Annotated in this window: 19 protein-coding genes; 13 read left to right on the top strand and 6 right to left on the bottom strand. The window is 67.8% G+C overall.

Features of this window, described 5'->3' with window-relative positions; translation table 11 throughout:
- Positions 1–111 precede the first annotated feature (111 nt).
- Entirely contained in the window at positions 112–2,148 is a 2,037-nt protein-coding gene (locus LX81_RS08470; RefSeq protein WP_111536863.1) for an NADH:flavin oxidoreductase, read from the bottom strand.
- 136 nt (positions 2,149–2,284) lie between these two features.
- On the opposite strand from LX81_RS08470, the gene LX81_RS08465 reads away from it, so the two are divergent.
- Positions 2,285–2,707, top strand: a complete 423-nt coding sequence (locus LX81_RS08465) for a PA2169 family four-helix-bundle protein (RefSeq protein ID WP_111536862.1) — start codon at positions 2,285–2,287, stop codon at positions 2,705–2,707.
- Positions 2,708–2,804: 97 nt separating this feature from the next.
- Here LX81_RS08465 and LX81_RS08460 read toward each other — a convergent pair whose 3' ends face one another.
- Positions 2,805–3,404 carry a nitroreductase family protein gene (locus LX81_RS08460; RefSeq protein ID WP_111536861.1) on the bottom strand — a complete coding sequence of 200 codons (600 nt, stop codon included), beginning with the start codon at positions 3,402–3,404 and terminating at the stop codon, positions 2,805–2,807.
- A 260-nt stretch (positions 3,405–3,664) separates the two neighbouring features.
- Between LX81_RS08460 and LX81_RS08455 the strand changes: the two genes are divergently transcribed.
- On the top strand, positions 3,665–6,202 hold the full coding sequence (locus LX81_RS08455; RefSeq protein WP_111536860.1) for a cation:proton antiporter: 2,538 nt from the start codon (positions 3,665–3,667) through the stop codon (positions 6,200–6,202).
- 151 nt (positions 6,203–6,353) lie between these two features.
- Positions 6,354–6,491 (top strand): hypothetical protein, encoded by a 138-nt coding sequence (locus LX81_RS22140; protein WP_170133880.1) that lies wholly within the window; start codon positions 6,354–6,356, stop codon positions 6,489–6,491.
- 134 nt (positions 6,492–6,625) lie between these two features.
- On the opposite strand, the gene LX81_RS08450 is transcribed toward LX81_RS22140, so the two are convergent.
- The 3 genes from LX81_RS08450 to LX81_RS08440 form a co-directional block, all read right to left on the bottom strand.
- Positions 6,626–7,495, bottom strand: a complete 870-nt coding sequence (locus LX81_RS08450; protein ID WP_111536859.1) for an amidohydrolase family protein — start codon at positions 7,493–7,495, stop codon at positions 6,626–6,628.
- On the bottom strand, positions 7,492–8,481 hold the full coding sequence (locus LX81_RS08445; protein ID WP_111536858.1) for an aldo/keto reductase: 990 nt from the start codon (positions 8,479–8,481) through the stop codon (positions 7,492–7,494). The genes LX81_RS08450 and LX81_RS08445 overlap by 4 nt, the downstream gene beginning before the upstream one ends.
- 156 nt (positions 8,482–8,637) lie before the next feature.
- Entirely contained in the window at positions 8,638–9,378 is a 741-nt protein-coding gene (locus LX81_RS08440; RefSeq protein ID WP_211322729.1) for a GntR family transcriptional regulator, read from the bottom strand.
- A 149-nt stretch (positions 9,379–9,527) separates the two neighbouring features.
- Here LX81_RS08440 and LX81_RS08435 point away from each other — a divergent pair, with 149 nt between their 5' ends.
- The 6 genes from LX81_RS08435 (at position 9,528) to LX81_RS08410 (ending at position 15,638) form a co-directional block, all read left to right on the top strand.
- Positions 9,528–10,553: a sugar ABC transporter substrate-binding protein gene (locus LX81_RS08435; RefSeq protein WP_211322728.1), complete on the top strand. Its 1,026-nt coding sequence runs from the start codon at positions 9,528–9,530 to the stop codon at positions 10,551–10,553.
- A 77-nt stretch (positions 10,554–10,630) separates the two neighbouring features.
- The gene (locus tag LX81_RS08430; RefSeq protein ID WP_111536855.1) at positions 10,631–11,671 is read left to right on the top strand and encodes an ABC transporter permease; all 1,041 of its coding nucleotides are present in this window, start codon (positions 10,631–10,633) and stop codon (positions 11,669–11,671) included.
- 10 nt (positions 11,672–11,681) lie between these two features.
- Positions 11,682–12,644, top strand: coding sequence for an ABC transporter permease (locus tag LX81_RS08425; RefSeq protein ID WP_111536854.1), 963 nt, complete (start codon positions 11,682–11,684; stop codon positions 12,642–12,644).
- Positions 12,644–14,176, top strand: coding sequence for a sugar ABC transporter ATP-binding protein (locus LX81_RS08420; protein WP_111536853.1), 1,533 nt, complete (start codon positions 12,644–12,646; stop codon positions 14,174–14,176). Before LX81_RS08425 ends, LX81_RS08420 begins: the two co-directional genes overlap by 1 nt.
- A 14-nt stretch (positions 14,177–14,190) precedes the next feature.
- The gene (locus LX81_RS08415; protein WP_111536852.1) at positions 14,191–15,309 is read left to right on the top strand and encodes a mandelate racemase/muconate lactonizing enzyme family protein; all 1,119 of its coding nucleotides are present in this window, start codon (positions 14,191–14,193) and stop codon (positions 15,307–15,309) included.
- The gene (locus LX81_RS08410) at positions 15,309–15,638 is read left to right on the top strand and encodes an L-rhamnose mutarotase (RefSeq protein WP_111536851.1); all 330 of its coding nucleotides are present in this window, start codon (positions 15,309–15,311) and stop codon (positions 15,636–15,638) included. Before LX81_RS08415 ends, LX81_RS08410 begins: the two co-directional genes overlap by 1 nt.
- Positions 15,639–15,675: 37 nt before the next feature.
- Here the strand turns inward: LX81_RS08410 and LX81_RS08405 are convergent, their stop codons facing one another.
- Complete coding sequence (locus LX81_RS08405) at positions 15,676–16,923, bottom strand: MFS transporter (protein WP_111536850.1); 1,248 nt, start codon at positions 16,921–16,923, stop codon at positions 15,676–15,678.
- 433 nt (positions 16,924–17,356) lie between these two features.
- Between LX81_RS08405 and LX81_RS08400 the strand changes: the two genes are divergently transcribed.
- The 4 genes from LX81_RS08400 to LX81_RS08385 all read left to right on the top strand — a co-directional run bounded on the left by LX81_RS08400 (position 17,357) and on the right by LX81_RS08385 (position 23,296).
- On the top strand, positions 17,357–18,340 hold the full coding sequence (locus LX81_RS08400; RefSeq protein ID WP_111536849.1) for an HlyD family secretion protein: 984 nt from the start codon (positions 17,357–17,359) through the stop codon (positions 18,338–18,340).
- Positions 18,337–19,875, top strand: a complete 1,539-nt coding sequence (locus LX81_RS08395; RefSeq protein ID WP_111536848.1) for a DHA2 family efflux MFS transporter permease subunit — start codon at positions 18,337–18,339, stop codon at positions 19,873–19,875. Before LX81_RS08400 ends, LX81_RS08395 begins: the two co-directional genes overlap by 4 nt.
- Before the next feature lie 96 nt (positions 19,876–19,971).
- A complete protein-coding gene (gene zwf, locus LX81_RS08390; protein WP_111536847.1) occupies positions 19,972–21,480 on the top strand; it encodes a glucose-6-phosphate dehydrogenase in 1,509 nt (502 codons plus the stop codon).
- Positions 21,481–21,490: 10 nt separating this feature from the next.
- The gene (locus LX81_RS08385) at positions 21,491–23,296 is read left to right on the top strand and encodes a glycoside hydrolase family 15 protein (protein WP_111536846.1); all 1,806 of its coding nucleotides are present in this window, start codon (positions 21,491–21,493) and stop codon (positions 23,294–23,296) included.
- The last annotated feature ends 32 nt before the right edge of the window (positions 23,297–23,328 follow it).

Below are 23,328 nucleotides of genomic sequence, written 5' to 3'. Positions count from 1 at the left end.
GCGGGTCTCCTGACTGCTTTCTTGCCGTGCATCCCGGCGGGTGGCGCGCCGCCGCGATCCCGCCCGATGCTATGGCAACTGTCGCGGAACGGCCAGAGCCCCCTTGGCGGGTCAGAGCGTCCGTACGATCCGGAGCGCGTCGTAGATCGCCGCATGGGTGTTGCGCGCTGCAACGGCGTCCCCGATCCGGTAGAGCCGGTAGCGCCCCGCCTCGTTGGTGCCGAGCGTCTGCGGAGCACCCGCAACGAGCGCTTCGTAATCGACCGCCCCGAGATTGACCGATCCGGGGCGCAGGTCGAAATAGACGTCGTCGAGCGGTCGGGTGCCGTGATTGACGACGACCTGATCGACCCGGCGCTCCCTCGTCGCCGCGCCGTAATCGCTGCCGAGCCGGGCCGTGAGCGCATTGCCCTCCCGCCTCACGGCGTCGAGCCGCCACGTGGGCGTGAAGGTCACGTCGCCCGCCTGCAGCATCCGCATCGCGGGGGTGAGCGACATCGCCATGACTTCAGGGGAGAGCGTCCGGTCGCGGGTCACGATCTCCACGCGTCCGCCTGCCGCGATGATCCGCTCCGCGGCCTGAAGCGCGGCGTAATCGCCCGCATCGTCGTAGAGGAGCACGTTCTCCCCCGGCACCGCATCGCCCGAGAGGATGTCCCAGGCGGAGACGACGAGATCGTCCCCCTCCTCGAGAACCTCCGTATGCGGCAGGCCGCCGGTGGCGACGATCACGATGTCGGGGGCCTCGGCGTGGACCGCCTCCGCGTCGGCAAGGCTGTTGAAGCGGAAGGTGACGCCCATCCGCTCGCATTCCTCCATCCGCCAGCGGACGATGCCCATCACCTCCTGGCGGCGCGGCGTCCGCGCGGTCAGGCGAACCTGGCCGCCCGGCTCGTTCGCCGCCTCGAAGACGATCACCTCGTGGCCCCGCGCCGCGGCGACCCGCGCCGCCTCGAGCCCCGCGGGCCCCGCGCCCACGATGACGACGCGGCGCGCTTGGGCGGCGGGCGCGATCTCGTGCGGCTGCTCGAGTTCCCGGCCCGTGGAGGGGTTGTGCAGGCAAAGCGCCGCGCCGCCCTGATAGATCCGGTCGAGGCAGTAATTCGCCCCCACGCAGGGCCGGATCCGGTCCTCCTCCCCGCGCAGGATCTTCGCCACGATATGCGGATCGGCGATATGGGCCCGGGTCATGCCCACCATGTCGAGCTTGCCGGTGGCGATGGCGTGGCGCGCGGTGGCCACGTCCTGGATCTTCGCCGCGTGGAAGGTGGGAAATCCCGTCGCGGCACGCACCTCTCCCGCGAAGTCGAGATGCGGCGCGCTGCGCATCCCCTGGACCGGGATCACGTCCGTCAGCCCCGCATCGGTGGTGATGTGCCCGCGGATCAGGTTGAAGAAATCGACGAGCCCCGAGGCCTTGAGTCGGCGCGTGATCTCCGCCCCGTCCTCAGCCGTAAGGCCTCCCGCCAGCACCTCGTCACCCGAATAGCGGATGCCGACGATGAAGTCCGGCCCCACCCGCTCGCGGATCGCGCGGAGCACGTCGAAGGTGAAGCGCATCCGGTTCTCGAGGGATCCGCCATACTCGGTCTGGAGGTCGTTCGTGAGCGGCGACCAGAACTGATCCATGAAATGGCCGTAGGATTCGATCTCGATCCCGTCGAGACCCGCATCCCGCATCCGCTCCGCCGCATCCGCGTAATCCGCCACGATGCGGGCGATGTCCCAGTCCTCGACCACCTTCGGAAACGCCCGGTGGGCGGGCTCCCGCGCGTGGCCCGCCGAGACGACGGGAAGCCAGTCGCCACGGTCCCAGCGGGTGCGACGGCCCAGATGGGTGAGCTGGATCATCACCGCCGCGCCGTGGCCGTGGCATTCGTCGGCCAGCGCCCGCATCCAGCCCACCACCTCGTCCTTCCAGGCGAGGATGTTGTTGAAGGCGGGCGGGCTGTCGCGCGACACGGCGGCGGAACCCGCCGTCATCGTCAGCGCGATCCCCGCCCGGGCGCGTTCCGCGTGGTAGGCACGGTAGCGCTCCTTCGGCATCCCGTCCTCGGCATAGGCGGGCTCGTGGGAGGTGATCATCAGACGATTTCGGAGCGTCAGATGTTTCAGGCGGTAGGGTTCGAGAAGCGGGTCGTGCGGCATGGCGGTTCCCCCAAGGGCTGGTCGCGGCCATCCTGACCGATGCCGCTTGTGGCGCAAGGTCGCATCGAAATCCGGGACCGCCCCGCCGCGTTCACCGTTGGGCGCGTGACACGATCATCATCAAGGGAGCATCGAGATGAGCGACAAGGACAAGGCCCTGCAGACCCTCCATACCCGGCTGATCGACAGCCGCGACGGCTACCGGCAGGCCCGCGAGCAGCTCGGCGACGACGATCTGGGACATTTCGTCGACCGCTGCATCGCGGAGCGCGAGGGCTTCCACCAGACGCTGCACGAGGCGCTCTCCGCCGAGGGGGTCACGGTGGACGAGGACGGATCGACGGCCGCGGCGCTCCATCGCGGCGTCTTCAAGCTCCGCGACGCGATTTCCTCCGGCCCCGGCGGGACCTATGCCGAATGCGCCCGCGGCGACGGATATCTGAAATCGGCCTATGACGACGCGATCGAGGCGACGGACGGCGCGCCGCGCTGGCAGTTCCTCGTCGAGCAGCGCGCCAAGGTCGATGCGACCATCAAGGAGGCCGAGGCCCTCGCCTGATCGCCCCTCCGCGGGGGCGGGGCGATCCCTGCCCCCGCGGATGATGACGCGCGCGGCGTTCGACCGTTCGACGTGATCTCTCGGAGGGTCGGAAAGATCAGAACGGGGGTGCCATCCGGCCCTCGAAGGCGATCGCCCCGAGGGGGAGGCGGTCGCTCGGGGCCTCGCGCTCGCGGAGGTTTTCCGGCAGGTCGTCCGGCTCACCGCGACGGCCGAGCGCGAAGGCTACCTGCACCTCGTAACCCTCGGGCGCGTTCACCTCCTCGAGCGTCCGGGCCTTGTCGATCCCCTCCATCCCGTGCGCCCACCAGCCGAGCGCCTGCGCCTGCAACACGAGGCTCGCCGCGGCAAGACCGGTATCGAAGGCATGGGTGCCCGAGGGCGCGTCCTCCTTCCCCTCGCGCCTGCGAAGACTGTCCGACAGGACGATCACGATCGCGGAGGCGTTCTTCGCCCAATCGCGGTTCTTCTCGACGAGGAGGCCGAGCAGCCGGTCCCAGTCGGGCGTCTCCCGCCGCGCCCAGACGAACCGCCATGGCTGGATGTTGAAGGCCGACGCGGACCACCGTGCGGCCTCGAGGATGGTCAGCAGGTCGGCCTTGGGCATGGTTTCCGGAGCGAAGGCCCGCGGCGACCAGCGTTCGAGGAACATCGGATCGACCGGGTGATCGGAACGGCGGGACTTCGAAGCCTTCATGACGTCTCCTTCTGCTGCAAGTCGCGCAACCGCATCGGGCGGCACACGGCCCGCATCATGGGTCATTGCGCGGGTGGAAAGAAGGCGGGGGCCGGAATGGTTCCGATTGGTTGATGCCGCTGTCATCGGCGGGACGGATGGATGCGATGCAAGACCGCCGGAACGGTTTCGAACGACAAGGGAGGAGAATCCTGCCTTTTGTGATCAACCGCCGCGCGCTGCCGATTCCCCCGTGCCGAGATTCCGGCTAATCGAGCGACATGGATATCGTTCTCGTCACCACGGTCATCGCGTGCCTCTTTCTCGTCATCGGAGCGGCGGAGCCTCTCGCCGCGCGCTTGCGTCTGCCCTTCAGCGTGATCCTCGCCGTGCTTGGAATGCTGATCGGGGCGGGCGCGATTTTCTTCCTGCGCACCGATCTTACCGATGCCCTGAACCCCGTCGCCGAGGCGATCCTCGGACTGCCCATCCGGTCTAACGTCTTTCTCTACGTCTTCCTGCCGACGCTCCTCTTCCAAGCAACGCTGGGCATGAACCTGCGACGGATGCTCGATGACTGGGTGCCGATCATCGTGCTCGCGGTTGTCGCGGTGGTCGTGGCGACGCTGAGCGTGGGCTATGCGCTGTCCTGGGCCAGCACGCTGCCACTGGCCGCCTGCCTTCTCATCGGCGCGATCGTGTCCACCACGGACCCGTCCGCAGTCGTCACGATCTTCAGGTCGATCTCCGCGCCGCGACGGCTCGCGCGGATCATCGAGGGCGAGAGCCTTCTCAACGATGCGGCCGCAATCGCGCTTTTCGGCCTCTTCATGGGCTTCGTCATGCTGGGACTGCCGGATCCCGAGCTTGGGGAGGCGCTCGCGCGCTTCCCGGTGCTCATCGGCGGGGGCGTCGTCGCGGGGTGGCTGATCGCGCGGCTGGCCGTCTGGGTGATGGCGCTCTTCAGCCGGCACGAGCTCGCGCAAATCTCGATCTCTGTCGCGCTGCCCTACCTTGCTTATATCGGCGCGGAGCAGATCATCGGCGCGTCGGGCGTCATCGCGGTGGTCGCGGCAGGCCTCACCCTGAACCTGACGGGGCCCGGACGCCTGCCGCCCCAATCCTGGACGAACCTCCGCGAGCTCTGGGACGTGCTGGCGCATTGGGCCGGGTCGCTGATCTTCATCCTCGCGGCGCTGCTGATCCCGCGGCTCTTGGAGGAGGTGCGCCTCGAGGATTTCCTCCTGGTGGGCGTCGTGATCCTCGCCGCGATCGCCGCGCGGGCCGTGATCCTGTTCGGCCTCCTGCCGTTGCTCTCGGCGCTCAGGCTCTCCCCGGTCGTGGAACGGCCCTATCGCGCCGCGATCCTCTGGGGCGGCCTGCGGGGCGCGGTGACGCTGGCCCTGGCCCTCGCGGTGACCGAGAGTTTCCGGGTCCCCGACGGCATCCAGCGCGTCGTGGGTATCCTCGCGACCGGCTTCACGCTCTTCACGCTGATCGTGCAGGGCACCACGCTCAGATGGGTGATCGGCAGGCTGGGCCTCGACCGGCTCTCTCCCATCGACGAGGCGCTGTCGCGGCAGGTGGTCGCCGTGGCGCTCCAGACGGTGCGCGAGGACGTGGCGCGCACCACCGAGAATTACGACCTGAACCGTGACACCGTACGCTCCGAGGCCAAACGCTTCGGCGAGCGTCTCGATTCGGCGGTCAAATCGGCCGAGGACAGCGCCGACATCCTCGACCGCGACCGCATCACGCTTGGGCTGATCGCGCTCGCCGGCCACGAACGCGACATGATCCTCGTCCGCGTGCGCGAGCGGACCATCTCCGCGCGGATGGCCGAACAGGTGCTGTCGGACGCCGACCGGTTGATCGAGGGTGCGCGGAGCCAGGGGCGCAACGGCTACAACCGCGCGGCCCGCCGCAGCGTCGCCTATGGCAAGGGATTTCGCGTCGCGGTGCTTCTGAACGGCTGGATCGGTCTCTCGGGTCCGCTCGCGCGCATCACCGCGGACCGCTTCGAGCTCTTGCTGTCGCAGCGCCTGGTCCTTCGGGATCTCGGAACCTTCATCGACGGACGCATCCGGCGCATCCACGGTCGTCGGGTGGCCGAATTGCTGCACGAACTCCTGATCCGGCGGATCGAGATGGTCGAGACCGCGCTCGAGGGACTGCAACTGCAGTATCCGGGCTATTCCGAGGAACTGGAGCGGCGCTTCATCCGGCGGACCGCGTTGCGCCTGGAAGAGCGGGAATACGCCGCGATGCGCGAGGACGGGCTCATCGGCGCCGAGGTCTACACGGCGCTGATCCAAACGCTGGACGCGCGCCGGGCCGTCGCCGAGGAGCGTCCCCGCCTCGATATCGCGGTGCAGCGGGCCGAACTGGTCAGGCAGTTTCCGCTCTTCGCCGACCTCGACGACGCCGTCCTCAAGCGCCTCGGACGCGCCCTGGAGACGCGCTACGTCAACGCGGGCGAGGTAATCTTCCGCAAGGACAGCGCCGCCCGGAGCGTGTTCTTCATCGCCTCGGGCGCGGTGGAACTCGAGACCGCCGGCCAGACCTGGCGCTTGGGCCGCGGCGAGATGTTCGGACAGATGGCGATCCTGATGAACAAGGCCCGACGCGCCGAGGTACGGGCCATCGCGCCGTCGACGCTGCTCGTGCTGGACGAGGCCCGGTTCCGCCGCCTGCTGAACCGAAGCTCCGCTGTCCAACGTGCCGTCCGCGCGAGCGCCGAGAAACGCGGGATCGCACCCGAAGATCTGTTCGCGGAGGTCGACACGCCGGACGAAGGCCGGGATCCGGCAAAGACCTGAGGTCAGTCGAGCGTCGCGTCGAACCCGTTGGTGCGCGGACTGATCGCAGGCGCCCAAGGGCTTTCGTGCGGTCCTGGGAAAAACTCCTGCGCTCCTCGGTCATCGGCACATGGGTCGGAAACCTGCCCGGCGTCAGGGATCATTCGGCTCGATGATCGACGTGATCCTGATCGCGGCACGGGCTAGTGTCCGCTTCATCTCGGCAACGCGGGTTCTCAACGATCCCGACATGGTGCTCGCGGCTGCTAACGAACTCGACTATGTGACAAAAGCGAGGGGCACCGCCTGACCGCGCGAGACGTTGACGGTAGCTGATGTCGGGGGCTTTTCACATGCCGCACCTCTGCGTCTTTTGACTTCCGGGCACAGATACACGCGTTAGGACGACCTGACCCGTATCGGAGCTCAAACGTCTGGATCGCGTCACGTCTCGCGCCGGCGGTCGAGGCCGTAGACGGTCCGCGCGTTCCGCGTGCCTATCTGCTCCTGCTCGTCCGCAGAGAGCGGCGCGAGGAACGCCCGGCTTATCGCGATCCAGTCCGGCAGGCCGACACCGAGATCGACGACCGGCCAGTCCCCGCCCCAGATCATCCGGCTCGGTCCGAATTCCTCGAGCACGGTCTCGACGACGGGGCGGGCGGCCGCGTCCATGCCGTCGGGTGCCGGGAGATAGGCGGTGATGCCGGAAAACTTCACCCAGAGGTTCGGCAATTCCGCCAGCGCCGCGATCCGCGCCGACCATGCCGCGAGCCCGTCCGGCTCCATGTCGTTCGTCCCGCAATGATCGAGCACGAAAACCGTTTCAGGACAGGCCCGGACGAGCTCCGCCGCGATATCGAGCTGACGTGCAGCCATGCAGATATCCACCGGCCAGCCCATCGTGCCGATGCGTCGGACATTGGCGCGATAGCCCTCCGTTCGGCTGGTCTCGTCGGGCATGACGTGGAGGATGCGCCGGAATCCCACGACGCCGAGATCGCGGCATTCCTCGAGCCAATCGCCGAAGCCCGCATCGATCTCCGGACGGCAGCTCGCGATCTGACCGAGGAGCGGGACCTCACCCTGGCCGATCAGTGCGGAGACGACGCGGGCCTCCTTCCGGTAATCGGCGTCGTCGACGCCCGATTCCATGAAGATAGTTCCGACGACCCCGCCTCCCTCGACGATCCGCGCGTAATCCTCGGGCGTGAAGCTGCCCGCGAGCCGCGGCTCGCCCTCGGTCCAGGCGTAGCGCAGATGCTCGCGCAGGAAGAGATGCTGATGCGTGTCGATGAGATCGAAAGACGCGCTCATGACCGGATCGCCAGTTCGTCCATTTCGGAGAAAAGCGCATCCGGCACGTCGCCCTCGAACGTGGCGAGGTTGCGCTTCATGCTCGAGGCCTTCGCGGTGCCGATCAGCACGCTCGGAACGATCGGGTTGCGAAGCGGGAAGTGAAGGGCGGCGCGGGCGAGGGGCACGTCATGACGCGTGGCGACCTCCTCCATCCGCGAGACACGGTCCAGGATCTCGGGGGATGCCTCCCCGTAGTCGAAGGTCGCGCCCGGCTTCGCCCCGGTCGCGAGGATGCCCGAATTGAAGACGCCGCCGACGATCATCGCCGTGCCGCTCGACGCGCAGAGATCGACGAGCCGCGCCTCCGCGCTCCGGTCGAGCAGCGAATAGCGCCCGGCCATCAGCAGGCAGTCGAGCGGCACCCGGTCGAGCACGTCGAGACAGGCCCCGACCTCGTTCACGCCGAGACCGTAGGCGGAGATTGCCCCGGACGCCTTCAGCTCCTCGAGCGCCTTCACCCCGCTCGTCGCGAAGGTCTCGAGATGATCCTCGTAACCGCCTTCGGGGAAGGAGGCGCGCTCGAGGTCGTGGACGTAGAGGATGTCGACGGAGGGCAGGCCAAGCCGGGCGAGGCTGTCCTCGTGCGAGCGCATGATCGCGTCGTAGCTGTAATCGTAGGTGATCGAGAACGGCAGCGCGTCCACGAACCCGTTCGAGGGGGTCGATCCGTCCCTGATCGGCCGGAGAATCCGCCCGACCTTGGTGGAGAGGACGAAGTCGCCACGCTCCCGGCCCTGGAGGAAGTCACCCATGCGGCGCTCCGACAGTCCCTGACCGTAATGGGGCGCGGTGTCGAAGTAGCGGATACCCCCGTCCCACGCCGCCGCGAGCGCGTCCATCGCGTCCTGTCGGCTCACCGGGTGGTACAGATTGCCGATACCCGCCCCGCCGAAGGAAAGCTCCGTCAGGTGCAATCCGGTCTTACCGAGTTCCCTTGTCTTCACGCCGCTTTCTCCTCTTGAGCGGGACAGAACCGCTTCAGTACCGTCGATCTCATAAACCGGATCGCCCCGCGACCGGCCATTCCGATATTCCGGTCCACCCGACTGCGATCCGCAGATTGTGCGCGCGGAATTCCATCACACCCGGTCCAGCGTCCGTCATGCCGGCAGGTTCCGTCGCTCCTCCTCCGACATCCGGTCGAAAACGTTGAAGACCACGTCGAGATGGAGGCTCAGCGCCCGCTCCGCCTCTTGGGCATCGCCCGTGTCGAGCGCGTCGATCACCGCGCCATGCTCTCTCAGGACCTCGGCCAATCTCTCGGGATGGGCCCAGTACCTGTAGAACCGCGTCATCGTGACCTTTGCCCCGCGGATGGCTTCCCAGACCCCGTCGCGGCCGCAGAAAGTCGCGAGCCGGTGGTGGAAGCGCTCGTCCTCCTCAAAGAAACCGTCGTGGTTGCCGGCCTCGATGACGCGGGCCTGATCCTCGATGATCGCGCGCATCTCCGCACTCATCTCCTCCGTCCAGATCCCCGCCACCTCCCGCAGGATCGCGAGCTCCAGCGACCGGCGGATGAAATGGCTGTCGCGCAGGCCATCGATGCGCAATGGCGCGACGAAACTTCCCCGCTGCGGCGAGACATCGACCAGCCCTTCCTCGGACAGGCGCTGGATCGCGGCGCGTACCGGGGTGCGGGAGACGGAGAATTGCCGGCAGATCGAATTCTCGCTGATCGGCGTTCCGGGCGCGAGACGCACCTCAACGATCGCCGCGCGCAGCACGCCATGGACGCGATCGGCGACGGAGCCGCCTCGACCCGGATCGAAGCGCAGAGCCTCGAGTCCCCCGGTATCGGGCCCGAACGGCCGGGCCTCTTCCGAAACATCTGTCGCTCTCACCAGATCGAACCCCGGACCCGCATCGCACTTGATCTCAATACTTGGATACATGTATACCAGTTAACGAGCAGCGGGAAAAGCGGGCAGTGGAGGGTTCGCGTTCCGTGGAAGCGGCATGGCCGTTTCCTGCAATCATGGGAGGAGCTTACGTGACGAACCTGAAACTGGGTATCACCCTGGCCGGGGTGGTCGGCCTCGGCAGCATGGCCCCCGCCATCGCGGCGGACGACACGCGGATCGCACTGATCCCCGGCGGCCCGCATCCGTACTTCGCCGCCTGGGCCGATGCGGGCGCGGACGCCGCGCGGGATTTCGGCCTTGCCGGCGCGGAATACGAAGTACCGCAGAAATGGGAGCTGGCCACTCAGAACCAGCTTGCCGAAAGCCTCCTGAGCCAAGGCTATAACGGCTTTCTGATCTTCCCCGGCGATCCGGTCGGGGCGGTGTCCACCGCCGAGGAGCTGACGGGCTACGACGCGCAGGTCATCGCGGGCGGCGGATGCTACAAGGATCCCTCTCCGGCCGCGTTCTGCCTCGGCACCGATACCGGCAATTCCGCCTATCTCGGCACCAAGGAGCTGCTCGCGGCGATGCCCGACGGCGAGAAGCGCATCGCCCATTTCACGGGCTTCCTCGTCGATCCGAACACGCAGCTGCGCATCGACGCCGTCAACCGCGCCGCGGAGGAGGAGGGCGCGACGGTCGTGCAGACGATCGCCGACATCGACGCGCCCGAACCCGCCGAGGAGAAGATCAACGCCTACCTCGCGGCCCATGCGGAGGAGGTCGACGGCATCATCACCACCGCCTGGGTGCCGGCCGTCGTGGCGACGAAGGCACTCGCCAAGATGGGCGGGGATCGCATCCACATGGTGGGGATCGACCACGACGAGGTGGTGCTTGAGGCGATCCGGGACGGCTCCATCGACGGCACGATGCTCCAGAACCCATATGGGCAGGGATATATCGGCGCCTATGCCATCGACAAGCTTCGCTCGGGCTGCGTGGTGAAGGCCGATGCGCCCTTCGCCTCCAACGCCCTGACCGATCGCTTCATCGATTCCGGCACCGCCTATGTCGATCGCGACAGCGTCGACGGCTATCTCGACGCGATGCGGGCGGAGACGGACCGGATCCTTGCCGATTTCGACGAGACCTATCTCGATTGCAGCTGATCTGAACGCCACGGGCGGCGGAGCGCCAAGTTCCGCCGCCGCGCCATGACCCCATCCACGACAGGATCGTTCCGGGCATGACCCTCCAAGACGCGAACCGCGGCGCGCGGCCAGCATCGTCGGCCGGGTGGTCGAGCGCCCCGATGTCGCGGACGCGCTTCTTTCTATCTAACGAGTTCGGCCTCGTTCTTCTGATCGCCGTGTTCGCGGCGATCTTCGGTCTGGCGGCGACCGGTTTCCTGTCGCCCTTCAACCTCTTCACGCTCGGCCGCAACGCCGCGGTGAACATCATGATCGGCCTGTCGATGATGAGCGTGATCGTGACCGGCGGGCTCAACCTCGCGATCGGGGCTATGGGTGTCTCGGCCGCGATGTTCGCGGGCTGGCTGATCGAGGGGGTCGGCGTGCCCTGGCCGCTCGCGCTCGCGGGCGGGCTCGCCTGCGGCGCGGGCCTTGGCTTCATCAACGGCGCCACGGTGGTCAGGAGCGGACTGCACAGCTTCATCATCACGCTTGCCACAATGAGCATCTTCTTCGGCGTGATGATCTTTCTCACCCGCGCGGAATCCTACCGCGACCTGCCCGCGGTCTTTTCCGATTTCGGCAGGATGAAGTTCGCGGGCTACGTCTCGCCCCTCCTTCTCGTGACCCTCGCCACAGCGCTCGTTCTTGCCTGGCTCTACCGGCGGACGGTGACGGGGCGGGAGATGCTGGCGGCGGGCGCGCAACCCGGAGCGGCGGAGCTGTCGGGCATCCGCGTGGGCCGCATGGTGATCCTCTGCCACATGCTCTCGGGCGTCCTCGCGGCGATGGCGGCGCTCATGCTCGTCGCGAGGAACGGCGCGGCGATCCCGTCGATGGCGGGGCAGCTCGGGCAGGACTGGCTTCTTCTCGCGTTTCTCGGGCCGGTACTGGGCGGCACGCTTCTCCAGGGAGGCAAGGTCTCGGTCCTCGGGACCGTGCTCGGCGCGTTCCTCGTGACGATGCTGCAGAGCGGACTTCTGATGCTGCAGATCGGCGCGTTCTGGGTGCAGACGTTCCTGGGCCTCATGCTCCTGATCGCGGTCCTGCTCGACAAGGCGCGGCGCGCGTATCTCGCCCGCCGCAACCTGGCCTGAGGAGGGGTCGATGTCGCGGATATCTCAACTGAGCCGGACCGACTGGTTCGGCCCGCTCCTGGCCACCCTCCTCGCGATCCTCGTCGTGCGCGGTTTCAGCGAGACGTTCCTGTCGCCCTACAACATCCAGATCCTTCTCCTCGCCATCGCGGTGAACGCGCTCATCGCCTTTTCGCAGATGGTGATCATCGCGATCGGGCAGATGAACCTGTCGGTGGGCGCGATCGGCGGACTTGCGGCCATCACTTTCGCCGGCGCGATGGAGGTCTGGGGTCTCCCCGCCCCCCTTGCGGTGATGCTCGCGCTCGGCGTCGGCGCGGCCTGCGGGGCGATGAACGGCGCGCTCATCCGCATCACCGGCATCTCCGCCTTCGTGATCACGCTTGCGACGCTCTCGATCTTCAAGGGGATCAACCTCGGCCTGACCGAGGCGCAGCCCTTCTACGGCATCCCCGAGGGCGTAAAGGCCTTCGGTAACGCGACGATCCTGGGCATCGTGCCGCTGATCTTCGTACCCACCCTCCTCGTCAGCATCGCACTTTGGTACATGCTGCGCCGCCTTCCCGTCGGGCGGTTCATCCTTGCCGTGGGCAGCAACGAGCACGCGGCGGAGCTCTCGGGCATCTCCGTCACCGCGACCGTGGTGATCGTCCATGTCCTCTCGGGCGTCATCGCGGCCATCGCGGGCATTCTGCTCGTAGCACGGCTCGAGATCGGGCAGCCCTCGATCGGGGACGACTGGCTGATCCTCTCGTTCGCCGCGCCGGTGATCGGCGGCGCCGTCCTCGCGGGAGGGCATGTGAGCGTGTCCGCCACGCTTCTGGGTGTCGTGATCGTGGCCGTCATCACCCAGGCGCTCGTCCTCTTCTCCATCGATCCGTTCCTCGTGCAGGTCGTGCTGGGCGCCATGATCCTAGCCGCGGTCGGGCTGAACCGGCTGCGCGCGCACCAGCCCGTCTCGGGGGCCGGATGATGACGGATCACCCCCTTTTCGAGGCGCAGGGGATCGAGAAGGCCTTTCCCGGCGTCCGCGCCCTGAAGGGGGTCGACATCACCCTCGCGGGCGGCTCGATCCACGCGCTTCTGGGCGAGAACGGGGCGGGCAAGTCGACGCTCATCAAGATCATAACGGGTGTCCACCAGCCGACGGCCGGAACGCTGCGCGTCGATGGAGAGGCGGTTCGTTTCGCGGGCACGCGCGACGCGATCGCGCGGGGCATCGGTGTCGTCCATCAGGAGCGCAACCTCTTCCCCCGCTTCTCCGTCGCGGAGAACATCCATCTCGAGCAGATCGGGGCGAGCTATTTCAAGCCCATCGACTATGCCGAGTTGAACCGCAAGGCGCGGCAATGGCTGGAGCCGCTGGAGCTCGACGTCGACCCGGCCATGCCGGTTTCCGAGCTCTCGGTGGCCAAGATGCAGCTCGTGGAGATCGCCAAGGCGCTGTCGCTGCAGAGCCGGGTCCTGCTCCTCGACGAGCCCACCGCGTCGCTGACCGCGAGCGAGACCGATCGGCTCTTCGCGATCCTGCGCAGGCTCCGAGATGCGGGCACGAGCCTCCTCTTCGTCAGCCACAAGCTCGAGGAGGTGCAGGAGATCTGCGACCGCGTGACCGTCCTGCGCGATGGCGAGAATGCCTGCGACAGCCGCGCCATGGCCGGCGTCACGCGCGGCGATCTCGTCGAGATGATGATAGGCCGGGCGGAGAGCGCGGCCAGCGGGCGGAGGCGCGCGGCCGACGGGGCGCCCGAGATGCTGGGCCTGCAAAAGGTCGCGACCGAGCTCGGGCATCGCGACATCGACCTGAGCGTGCGCGCGGGCGAGATCGTCGGGCTCTACGGCCTCGTGGGTGCCGGTCGGACGGAGCTCGCGAAGGCGATCCTCGGCAAGTTCGCGATCACCGGCGGGGAGACCCGCGTCGCGGGCGAAGCCGTGCGGATCGGGTCCGTCGCCGAGGCGATCCACCGCCACGGGATCGGCTATGTCAGCGAGGACCGGAAGAGCGAAGGGCTGATCCTGCAGCATTCGGTCCTCTCGAATGCCGGCATCCCCGTCTGGCGGCGTCTCGCGGGCGCGATGGGATTGCTGGGGGACGGAAAGGTGCGCGACGCGGTCCTGCCCTATCTCGAAAAGCTCGAGGTCAAGACCCCGAGCCTCGCGCAGAGTGCCGGCAACCTCTCGGGCGGCAACCAGCAGAAGATCAGCGTCGCCAAGTGGCTCGCCGCGGGCGTCCGGATCCTCATCGTGGACGAACCCTCCGTCGGGATCGACATCAAGACGAAGGCGTATCTCCATGACCTCCTGCGCGATCTCGCGGATGGAGGGACGGCCGTCCTGATCATCACGAGCGACATGCCGGAGATGATCGCGCTGGCCGACCGCATCGCCGTCATGGATGGTTACACGATCACGGGAGTAGTCGGGAATACCGGCTCCTACCCCGAGATGAGCCGCAGGATCATGGACCTTATCCACGGCCCCGACGCCGCGGCGCGGACCGCCTGAACGAGGAGACGTACATGGCCCGGATCGAACACGTCGCTCTCAGCATGGTGGCACTGGAGCCGAAGGTGGTGCGCACGGACGCGATCCAGAGTTTCGAGCGCCAGGAGACGCCCTTCGTCACGATCACCGATGCCGACGGCGCGGTCGGGACGGGCTATTCCTACACGATCGGCACGGGGGGCAGTTCGGTCATGCGGCTGCTCGCGGACCATCTTTGCCCGCGCCTGATCGGACGGGAGGCCGACGAGATCGAGGCGATCTGGCACGATCTGGAATTCGCGACGCACGCGACGACGATCGGTGCGATCACCTCCATCGCGCTCGCGGCCATCGACACGGCCCTCTGGGACCTGCGCTGCCGCAGGGCGGACACCCCGCTCTGGCGGCTCGCAGGCGGCGCGCGGGCCTCCGCGCCCTGCTACACGACCGAGGGCGGCTGGCTCCATATCGAGCCCGAAGCGCTGGTCGAGGACGCGCTTGCGGCGCGCGAAAGGGGATTTACCGGCTCGAAGGTCAAGATCGGCAAGCCGACCGTCTCGGAGGACGTCGCGCGCATCGCGGCGATGCGCGAGGCGATGGGACCGGGCTACGAGATCATGACGGATGCCAATCAGGGCTTCGCCCGCGATACCGCGCGGCGACGGGCGGAGGCGCTCCGGCCCTTCGACCTCGCCTGGATCGAGGAGCCGCTCGCCGCCGACGACCTCGCGGGCCATGTCGAGCTCGCCCGCGCGACGCCGATCCCGATCGCGGTGGGCGAGAGCCTCTATTCGATCCGTCACTTCGCCGATTACGCCGCGCGTGGCGGCGCTAGTATCCTGCAGGTCGACGTGGGGCGGATCGGCGGCATCACCCCCTGGCTCAAGGTCGCGCACATGGCGGAGGCGTTCGATATCGCGATCTGCCCGCATTTCCTGATGGAGCTTCATGCGAGCCTCGTCTGCGCGGTGCAGAACGGACGCTACGTCGAGTACATCCCGCAGCTCGACGAGATCACCGCGACGGGTCTCAGGATCGAGGGCGGACGGGCCCACGCGCCCGAGACGCCGGGGCTCGGCATCGACTGGGACAGCGACGCCATCTCGGCCCGCGCGATCCCGGAATTCACCATCGAGATCAGGGAGGGCGCGTGATGCGGCGAATGGGATGGATCCTGGGCATCGCGCCCGACCGGGTGGCGGAATACCGCGAACTCCACGCCGCCGTGTGGCCGGACGTGCTGTCGATGATCGCGACCTGCGGCATCCGCAACTACACGATCTATCTGCGCGAGCCGGAAAATCTGCTTTTCGCCCATTTCGAGTATCACGGCGGCGATTGGGAGGCCGACGCCGCGCGCATGGCGGCCGATCCGGTCACCCGCGACTGGTGGGCGCTCTGCTCCCCCTGTCAGCGGAAGCTCGATAGCGCGGGCGCGGACGAATGGTGGGCGCCGATGGAGGAGGTGTTCCACACCGAGTGAGCCGTCGCCCGGTGGCCACGACCGCGATGTCGCGGGATCACTCCGAACGCTCCTCCACCTCGTCCGCATACCACTCGTAGGCGGCGCTGACCGCGACCTCCGACGAGGTGGGCAGCACCCCGAGATAGGCCGAATCCTCCGTGGCGGGAGCCTCGCGCCGGGTCATTCGGTAGGCCGTATAGACCGCGATCGCCCCGAACAGCGTCATCAGGACAACCCAGAAGAAATGCGGCCCCGCGACTTCCATCGCCTGTCCGATCACGAGCGGACCGGAGATCGCGCCGAGGCCGTAGATGAAGACGATCCCGCTCGCCGCGGCGGGCATGTCCTCCCGCTCCAGGTGGTCGTTCATGTAGGCGATGAAGAGCGAGTAGAGCGGGGTCGCCGTGCCGCCGGCGAGAAGCGCGCCCACGATAAGGCCCAAGTAGCTGTCGCGGAAGACGAAGGTCGTCCCGCAGGCAACCGCGCCTACCACGGCAAGGGTCAAAATGACGAACCGCCTGTCCATAAGGTCGGAGAGCCGCCCGACCGGGACCTGCAGGAGGAACGAGCCGGCGAAGAGCGCGGCCACGAAGGTCGAGACCTCCCGCACGCCGAGCCCGATCTGCGCGGCATAGATCGCGGCCATGCCCATCTGCGCCGCGAAGATCCCGCCCAGGAGCGCGGTACCGACGGTCGCGAGCGGTGAGCGGCGGAAGAGCGCACGCAGTGTCATCGGCTTGATCGCCTCCGCCGCCGGAAGCGGCACGGCGGAGAGCAGGACCGGCGTGAAGGCGAGCGAGACCAGGATAGAGGCGAGGATGAAGAGTTTCGCGCCGGCCGCATCGCCCACGTTCATCAGCCCCTGCGCCGCGACCATCCCGGCCATCTGCGAGACCATGTAGGCCGACAGGAGCGTGCCCCGCGTCTCGTTCGTCGCCCGGTCGTTCAGCCAGCTTTCTGCGACCACGTAGATGCCCGACATGCAGAAGCCGAGAACGGCACGCAGGATCGTCCAACTCACGGGCTCGGTGATGAGCGGATAGGCGATGAGGACCGCCGACATCAGCGATCCGAGCGCCGCGAAGGCGCGCACGTGGCCCACGCGGCGGATGATCGAGGGCGAGATCCGCGAGCCCACGAGAAAACCCATGAAGTAGCCCGAGGTGACGAGAGAGAGGGCGAGCGTGGAGAACCCCTCGATCTGTCCACGGACGCCCATCAGGGTGGATTGCATCCCGTTGCCGACCTGGATCAGGAACACGCCGATGAGCAGCGCCCAGATCGCGGACACGAGTTTCAGCATCGCTTCCAATCTCCCAAGGTCCGGACAGCCCTCGCAGGCGATGCGCCGGGCGTCCGATTCCGCTCGCCCTATCACCCGTCCGCATCCCCCGCCAGAGCCCTCGCGGGGTGTCCGGAAGGGGTCTGGGTCCCGACGATCCGCCACTGCCGGAGAGCAACCAATCCGACCTCGGATCACATCCCCAAGCAGAGCGAAAAGGGGGCAATCGTCCGCGCGGCGATCGTGGATCGCGGCGTCATCCGCGGGCGCCGGTTACGCTCTTTTCCCCCGTGTGATCACGCGATCCCGCGCCCCTTGGATTTCACCGTTCGGCCCACCGTCATCGCCCCGTGCCGTTCCGCGCGAAATCCTTTTGCCCCAGCGTTCGATACGAACGGGGCTTGCGTCTTTCCCTTGGCGGGATAGATCGCCGGGGGAACGAGCGGGTACGCGCATGTCCAAGGCAAAGCTTCTTCTGATCTTCCTCCTGCTCGTGTCGATCGCGGGCGGGCTCTGGTGGTACTGGCGTCACGAGGCGCTCTATCCCTCGACCGACGACGCCTACGTCCAGGCCAACGTCGTCACCATCGTCCCCGAGGTCAGCGGACGGGTGACCGAGGTCGCCGTTCAGGAGAACCAGCGCGTGGCGGCGGGCGATCTGCTTTTCCGCGTCGATCCGGCCACGTTCCAGGATGCGGTCGATGAGGCCCGCGCGGCGGTCGACGCCGCGACCGCGTCGGGCGAGAGCTACGCCAGCCAGGTCGAGACGGCCAAGGCCGCGCTCGCCAGCGCCCGATCGGCGCAGGAGACGGCGGATGCGCAGCTCTCCCGCAGCCAGGCCCTGGCCGAAGACGGAACAATCACCCAGGCGGCTCTCGAGCAGGACCGCTCCGCCGCGGCGCAGGCGGCCGCCGGGGTCAGCTCCGCGCGCTCGCAGCTCGCCGGGGCGGAGGCCGCGGTGACCGCGAACGCCGACGACCTCGCCACGGCGCAGGCGCAGCTCCGCACGGCCGAGACGACGCTCGCACGCGCGGAGGTCACGGCGCCGGTCGACGGCTGGATCGCCAATCTCTCGCTGCGCGAGGGCGCGGTCGTCAGCGCCTACACCCCGCTCTTTTCCATCGTCGATGCCGGCGAATGGTGGGTGGAGGCCAATTTCCGGGAGACCGATCTCGATCGCGTGCGCCCCGGCATGCCCGCGCGGGTGGAGGTCGACATGATCCCGGGCACGAGTTTCACCGGATCGGTCGGCTCCATCGGCCGCGGCTCTGGCGCGACCTTCTCCCTCCTTCCCGCGGAGAACGCGAGCGGCAACTGGGTCCGTGTGACGCAGCGCTTCCCGGTGCGGATCACGCTCGACGACACCGGGGCCGACCTGCGCGCCGGCGCGTCCGCCAGCGTGACGGTCGACACGACGGGGGCGGAGAGCGGGCAATGACCGACCTGACCGCGGCGGAGGCGAAGGGCGGCGGCGTCCGCATCGCCATCGTCGTCGCCGTGGTCCTGGCCGCCGTGCTCGAGGTGCTCGACAGCACGATCGTCAACATCGCCCTGCCCCATATCAAGTCTGCCTTCGGTGCGACCACGGATCAGACGACCTGGATCCTCACGAGCTATATCGTGGCCGCGGTGGTCGTCATGCCGCTCACCGGGCTGATGGCCCGGCTGATCGGGCGGCGGCGGCTCATCCTCGGGGCGATCACGGGTTTCGCGCTCTTCTCCGCGCTCTGCGGGATATCGACGAGCCTCGACGAGATGATCCTCTTCCGGCTGGGCCAGGGGGTGTTCGGCGCGTTCCTCATCCCGCTGTCGCAATCCATCCTCTTCGACGCCTTCCCGCGGGAGAAACGCGGCCAGGCGATGGCGATGTTCGGCCTCGGCGTCGTAGTGGCGCCGGTGCTCGGGCCCACCGCGGGGGCGGTGCTGACCGAATACTTCTCCTGGCGGATGGTCTTCTTCGTCAATCTGCCGATGGCGCTCTTCGCGCTCCTGATGCTCGCGGGCGAATTACCGAAGGACGAACCGGAGCGGGTCCGGATCGACTGGACCGGCCTCGCGCTCATGGCGCTCGGGATCGGAGCGCTGCAATTCCTCCTCGATCAAGGCGAGAGCAAGGACTGGTTCCTGAGCCCGGTGATCCAGGTCGCCGCTATCGCCGCCGCGCTGGGGCTCGCGGCCTTCCTCTGGCGCGGTCTCCGCCACCCCGAACCCGTGGTCGACCTCGGCCTTCTCGGGGAACGCAACTTCGCGATGGCAAGCCTCATCATCGCGGGCTTCGCCGTCACCATGTTCGGGGGCATCGCGATCCTGCCGCTTTTCGTGCAGGGGCTCCTCGGCTATCCGGTGCTCGAGGCGGGCTACCTTTTCGTGCCGCGCGGCATCGCGGGGGGCCTCTCGATGGTCGTTGTGGGATCGCTCCTCGTCGGCCGGGTCGATCCACGTATCCTTGCCGCGATCGGCCTCATCGTCACGGCGGTGAGCAACTTCATGTACGGCGCGCTGACCCTCGAGGCCTCGTTCTCCCAGCTTGCGGTGCCCGGCTTCATCTCCGGGCTCGGTCTGGGACTGATCTTCGTGCCGCTCTCGACCCTCGCCTTCGACCGGATCGAGCAGGCACGACAGGATGACGCCTCCGGCCTATACGGGGTGACGCGGCAGCTCGGCTCCTCCATCGGCATCGCGGTGGTGGGGGCCCTCCTCGTGCGGGCGACGGCCACCGACACCGCGATCCTGAGTGCGAAGGTGACGCCCTTCAACCCCGCCGCGCAGGCCTATCTCGCCCCGCTGGGCCTCGCACCGGACACGCCGGAGGGCGCGGCGATCCTATCGGCCGAGATCGCGCGCCAGGCCGCCCTGATGGCCTATTCGCATATCTTCAATCTCTTGGGCGTCCTCGCGCTCGTGCTGCTGCCGCTTCTGTTGCTGATGCAGAAGCCCTCCGGCGCGGGACCGCGGCCGGGTGCCGGACATTAGGCCTGGCGCGAAACGGCGAGGCGACATCTGGATTTGGCCCGGTGACCGCATATCTCCCGGTCCTGGACCCGATCCATACTTCCTGGAGAATGCGGCATGATCCCGACCGGCTCGAAACCTTCCTCCCAGCCCGGCAGGTCCGCCGCGCCGCCCGCCACGATCGTCATCTTCGGCGCCGCGGGGGATCTGACGAAGCGACTTCTGATCCCGTCGCTCTACAACCTCTCGGAATCGCACCTGCTGGGTGAGGACTTCGCCGTCCTGGGGGTCGACATCGCGGATACGAGCACCGAGGCTTGGCGCGATGGCCTTGGGGAAACGCTGCGCTCCTTCACGGGCGACGCCGATGCGGAGTTTCACCCCGACCGGATCGACGCGGAGGCTTGGGACCGGCTGGCCGGATGCCTGAGCTACATGAAGGGCGACGTGACCGATCCCGCCTGTTTCGAGGCGCTCCGGGACCAGCTCGGCGATCGTTCCGCGATCTTCTATCTCGCCGTGGGCGCGCACTTCTTCGCGCCGATCGTCGACGGATTGGGCAAGGCGGGGCTTCTGGAAGAGACGGAAGGCGCGTTCCGCCGCCTCGTCATTGAAAAACCCTTCGGCCACGACCTCGCCTCCGCGCAAGCGCTCAACGCGCGCATCCTGAAAGTCGCGCGCGAGGAGCAGGTCTTTCGCATCGATCACTTCATGGGCAAGGAGCCTGTCCAGAGTCTCCTAGCCATGCGCTTCGCCAACCGCCTCTTCGAACCCATCTGGCGGGCCGAGCATGTCGAGCGGGTCGAGATCACGGCGGCGGAGACGATCGGCGTGGGCAGTCGCGGGCGCTTCTACGAGCCGACGGGCGCGCTGCGCGACATGGTCCCCAACCACATGATGCAGCTTCTCTGCATGGCCGCGATGGATGCCCCCTCCTCGCTCGACGCCGACGCGATCCGGGGCGAGAAGACCCGGCTCTTGGCCGCCGTCGCGCCGCTCGGGCCGGACGATGTCGTCTTCGGCCAGTACGAAGCGGGAGAGATCGAGGGGAATGCCGTGCCGGGCTACCGGGAGGAAGCGGACGTGGCGCCCGACAGCCGGACCGAGACCTTCGTCGCCGCACGGTTCCGCATCCACAACTGGCGATGGGCCGGTACGCCCTTCCTGATCCGGACCGGCAAGTGCCTCGCCGCGCGGCGCACGGAGATCGTGGTGCATCTGAAGCCCGCCCCGTTCCGCCTCTTCCCCGACATGGAGGCGCCGGCCGGCAGCAGCGACCGCATCACCCTCTCGGTCGATCCGGGCCACGGCATCGAGATCGCCTTCGACGTGAAGCGCCCGGGACCCGACATGGAACTTGCCAAGGCCGCGACGGAGTTTTCCTTCGACGAGGCCTTCGCGCACAATCCCAACGTCGGCTACGAGGCGCTGCTCTACGATTGCCTCACCGGCGACGCGACGCTCTTTCAGCGCGCCGACACGATCGAGGCCGCGTGGCGGATCGTCGATCCGGTACTGGATCACGCCAAGAACGCCGCGCCGCTTCCATATGACGCGGGATCGGAGGGGCCGGAGGCGGCGGCCGACTGGGGTTGGACGCCGCTCGGCAAGACGCATGACGAGTAAGGACGGACGGATGAGCGCGAAGATCGAGGATTACGGATTCATCGGCAACATGCTGTCCTGTGCGCTCGTCTCGCGCGACGGCTCGATCGACTGGCTGTGCCTGCCCCGCTTCGATTCCGATGCCTGCTTCGCGGCGCTCCTCGGAACCGAAGAGAACGGGCGCTGGCAGATCGCCCCCGAGGGCGAGATCCTCAAGACGCACCGCCGCTACCGCCCCGGCACGACCATCCTCGAGACCACGTTCGAGACCGCCGAGGGCGCCGTGACGATCATCGACTTCATGCCGCTGAGCGGAGATGCGCAGCTGGTCGACCTGATCCGCATTGTCCGGTGCGATCGTGGACGGGTCCGGATGAAGATGGATCTGGCCCTGCGCTTCGGTTACGGCCGCAGGATCCCGTGGGTCAGGAAGACCGATTCCGGCTTGCAGGCCGTCGCCGGCCCGGACGCGGTCGAGTTCCGGGCCCCCGTGGCGCTTGAGGGCGAGGATATGCGCACCGGCGCGTCCTTCGAGATCGGTGAAGGCGCGGAACTGCCCTTCGTCCTTTCCTGGCACCCGTCCCACCGTCCCGACGGGCATATCTGGGACCCGGGCGCGCGGCTCTCGGAGACGGAAGCCTGGTGGCGGGACTGGTCCGCCCAATGCACCGTCGGGGAGGACGACGCGCATCCCTGGCCGGACGCCGTCGCCCGCTCGCTCCTGACGCTGAAAGCGCTCACGTTCCGGCCCACGGGCGGGATCGTCGCGGCCCCGACGACGTCCCTGCCCGAGCGGATCGGCGGCGGGCGGAACTGGGATTACCGCTATTGCTGGGTGCGCGACGCGTCGCTGACGCTCCTGGCGCTCCTGAATTCGGGCTATCGCTCGGAAGCCGCGGAATGGCGGCAATGGCTCCTGCGCGCGACATCGGGCCATCCACGGCAGATGCAGATCATGTACGGCCTCTCCGGCGAACAGCGGCTGACCGAGATCGAGCTGCCCTGGCTTTCGGGTTACGAGGCCTCGGCCCCGGTCCGGCTCGGCAACGCAGCGCAGGACCAGCTTCAGATCGACGTCTACGGTGAGCTCATGGAGGCGCTTCATGTCGGGCGATGCTTCATGCTCGAGCCGTCCGAAGCAAGTTGGAGCTTCCAGCGGCTCCTCCTCGAGGAGCTCGACACGCGCTGGCGCGATCCTGACGAGGGCATCTGGGAGGTTCGCGGCGAGGCGCGGCATTTCACGCATTCCCGCGTCATGGCCTGGGTCGCCTTCGATCGCGGGATCCGGGCCGTGGAGGATTACGGCCTCGACGGGCCCGTCGATCGCTGGCGCGCGACGCGCGAAGAGATACGCGATGATATTCTCGCACATGGCTGGAACGAAGAACGCGGCAGCTTCGTGCAGTATTACGGCGGCACCGGCCTCGATGCCGCGCTCCTGCTTCTGCCCGCCGTCGGATTCCTGCCGCCCGACGATCACCGGATCGTCGCGACCGTGGAGGCGATCCAGCGCGACCTCGTCGAGGACGGGCTGGTGCTGCGCTACCGCTCGGAGGGGGCATCGGACGGGCTCGAAGGGCGCGAGGGAACGTTCCTCGTGTGCAGCTTCTGGCTGGTCGACGCCCTCGTGATGATCGGACGGCTCGACGAGGCGGAGACGCTCTTCGAGCATCTCCTCTCGCTACGCAACGATCTGGGCCTCCTCGCGGAGGAATACGATCCCGTCGCGGCACGCCAACTCGGCAATTTTCCGCAGGCCTTCTCGCATGTCGGCCTCGTGAACTCGGCCCACAATATTCTCGCGGCCCGGAAATCGTCAAGCCATCACACGGGCTGAAGCTAACGACCATGGGTTGTCCTCGGGTGGGT

Source organism: Palleronia aestuarii (assembly GCF_003253995.1).
Taxonomy (GTDB): Bacteria; Pseudomonadota; Alphaproteobacteria; order Rhodobacterales; family Rhodobacteraceae; genus Palleronia; species Palleronia aestuarii.
Note: the sequence above shows the minus strand (reverse complement) of the source record. Positions and strands in the feature narration are given on the sequence as shown.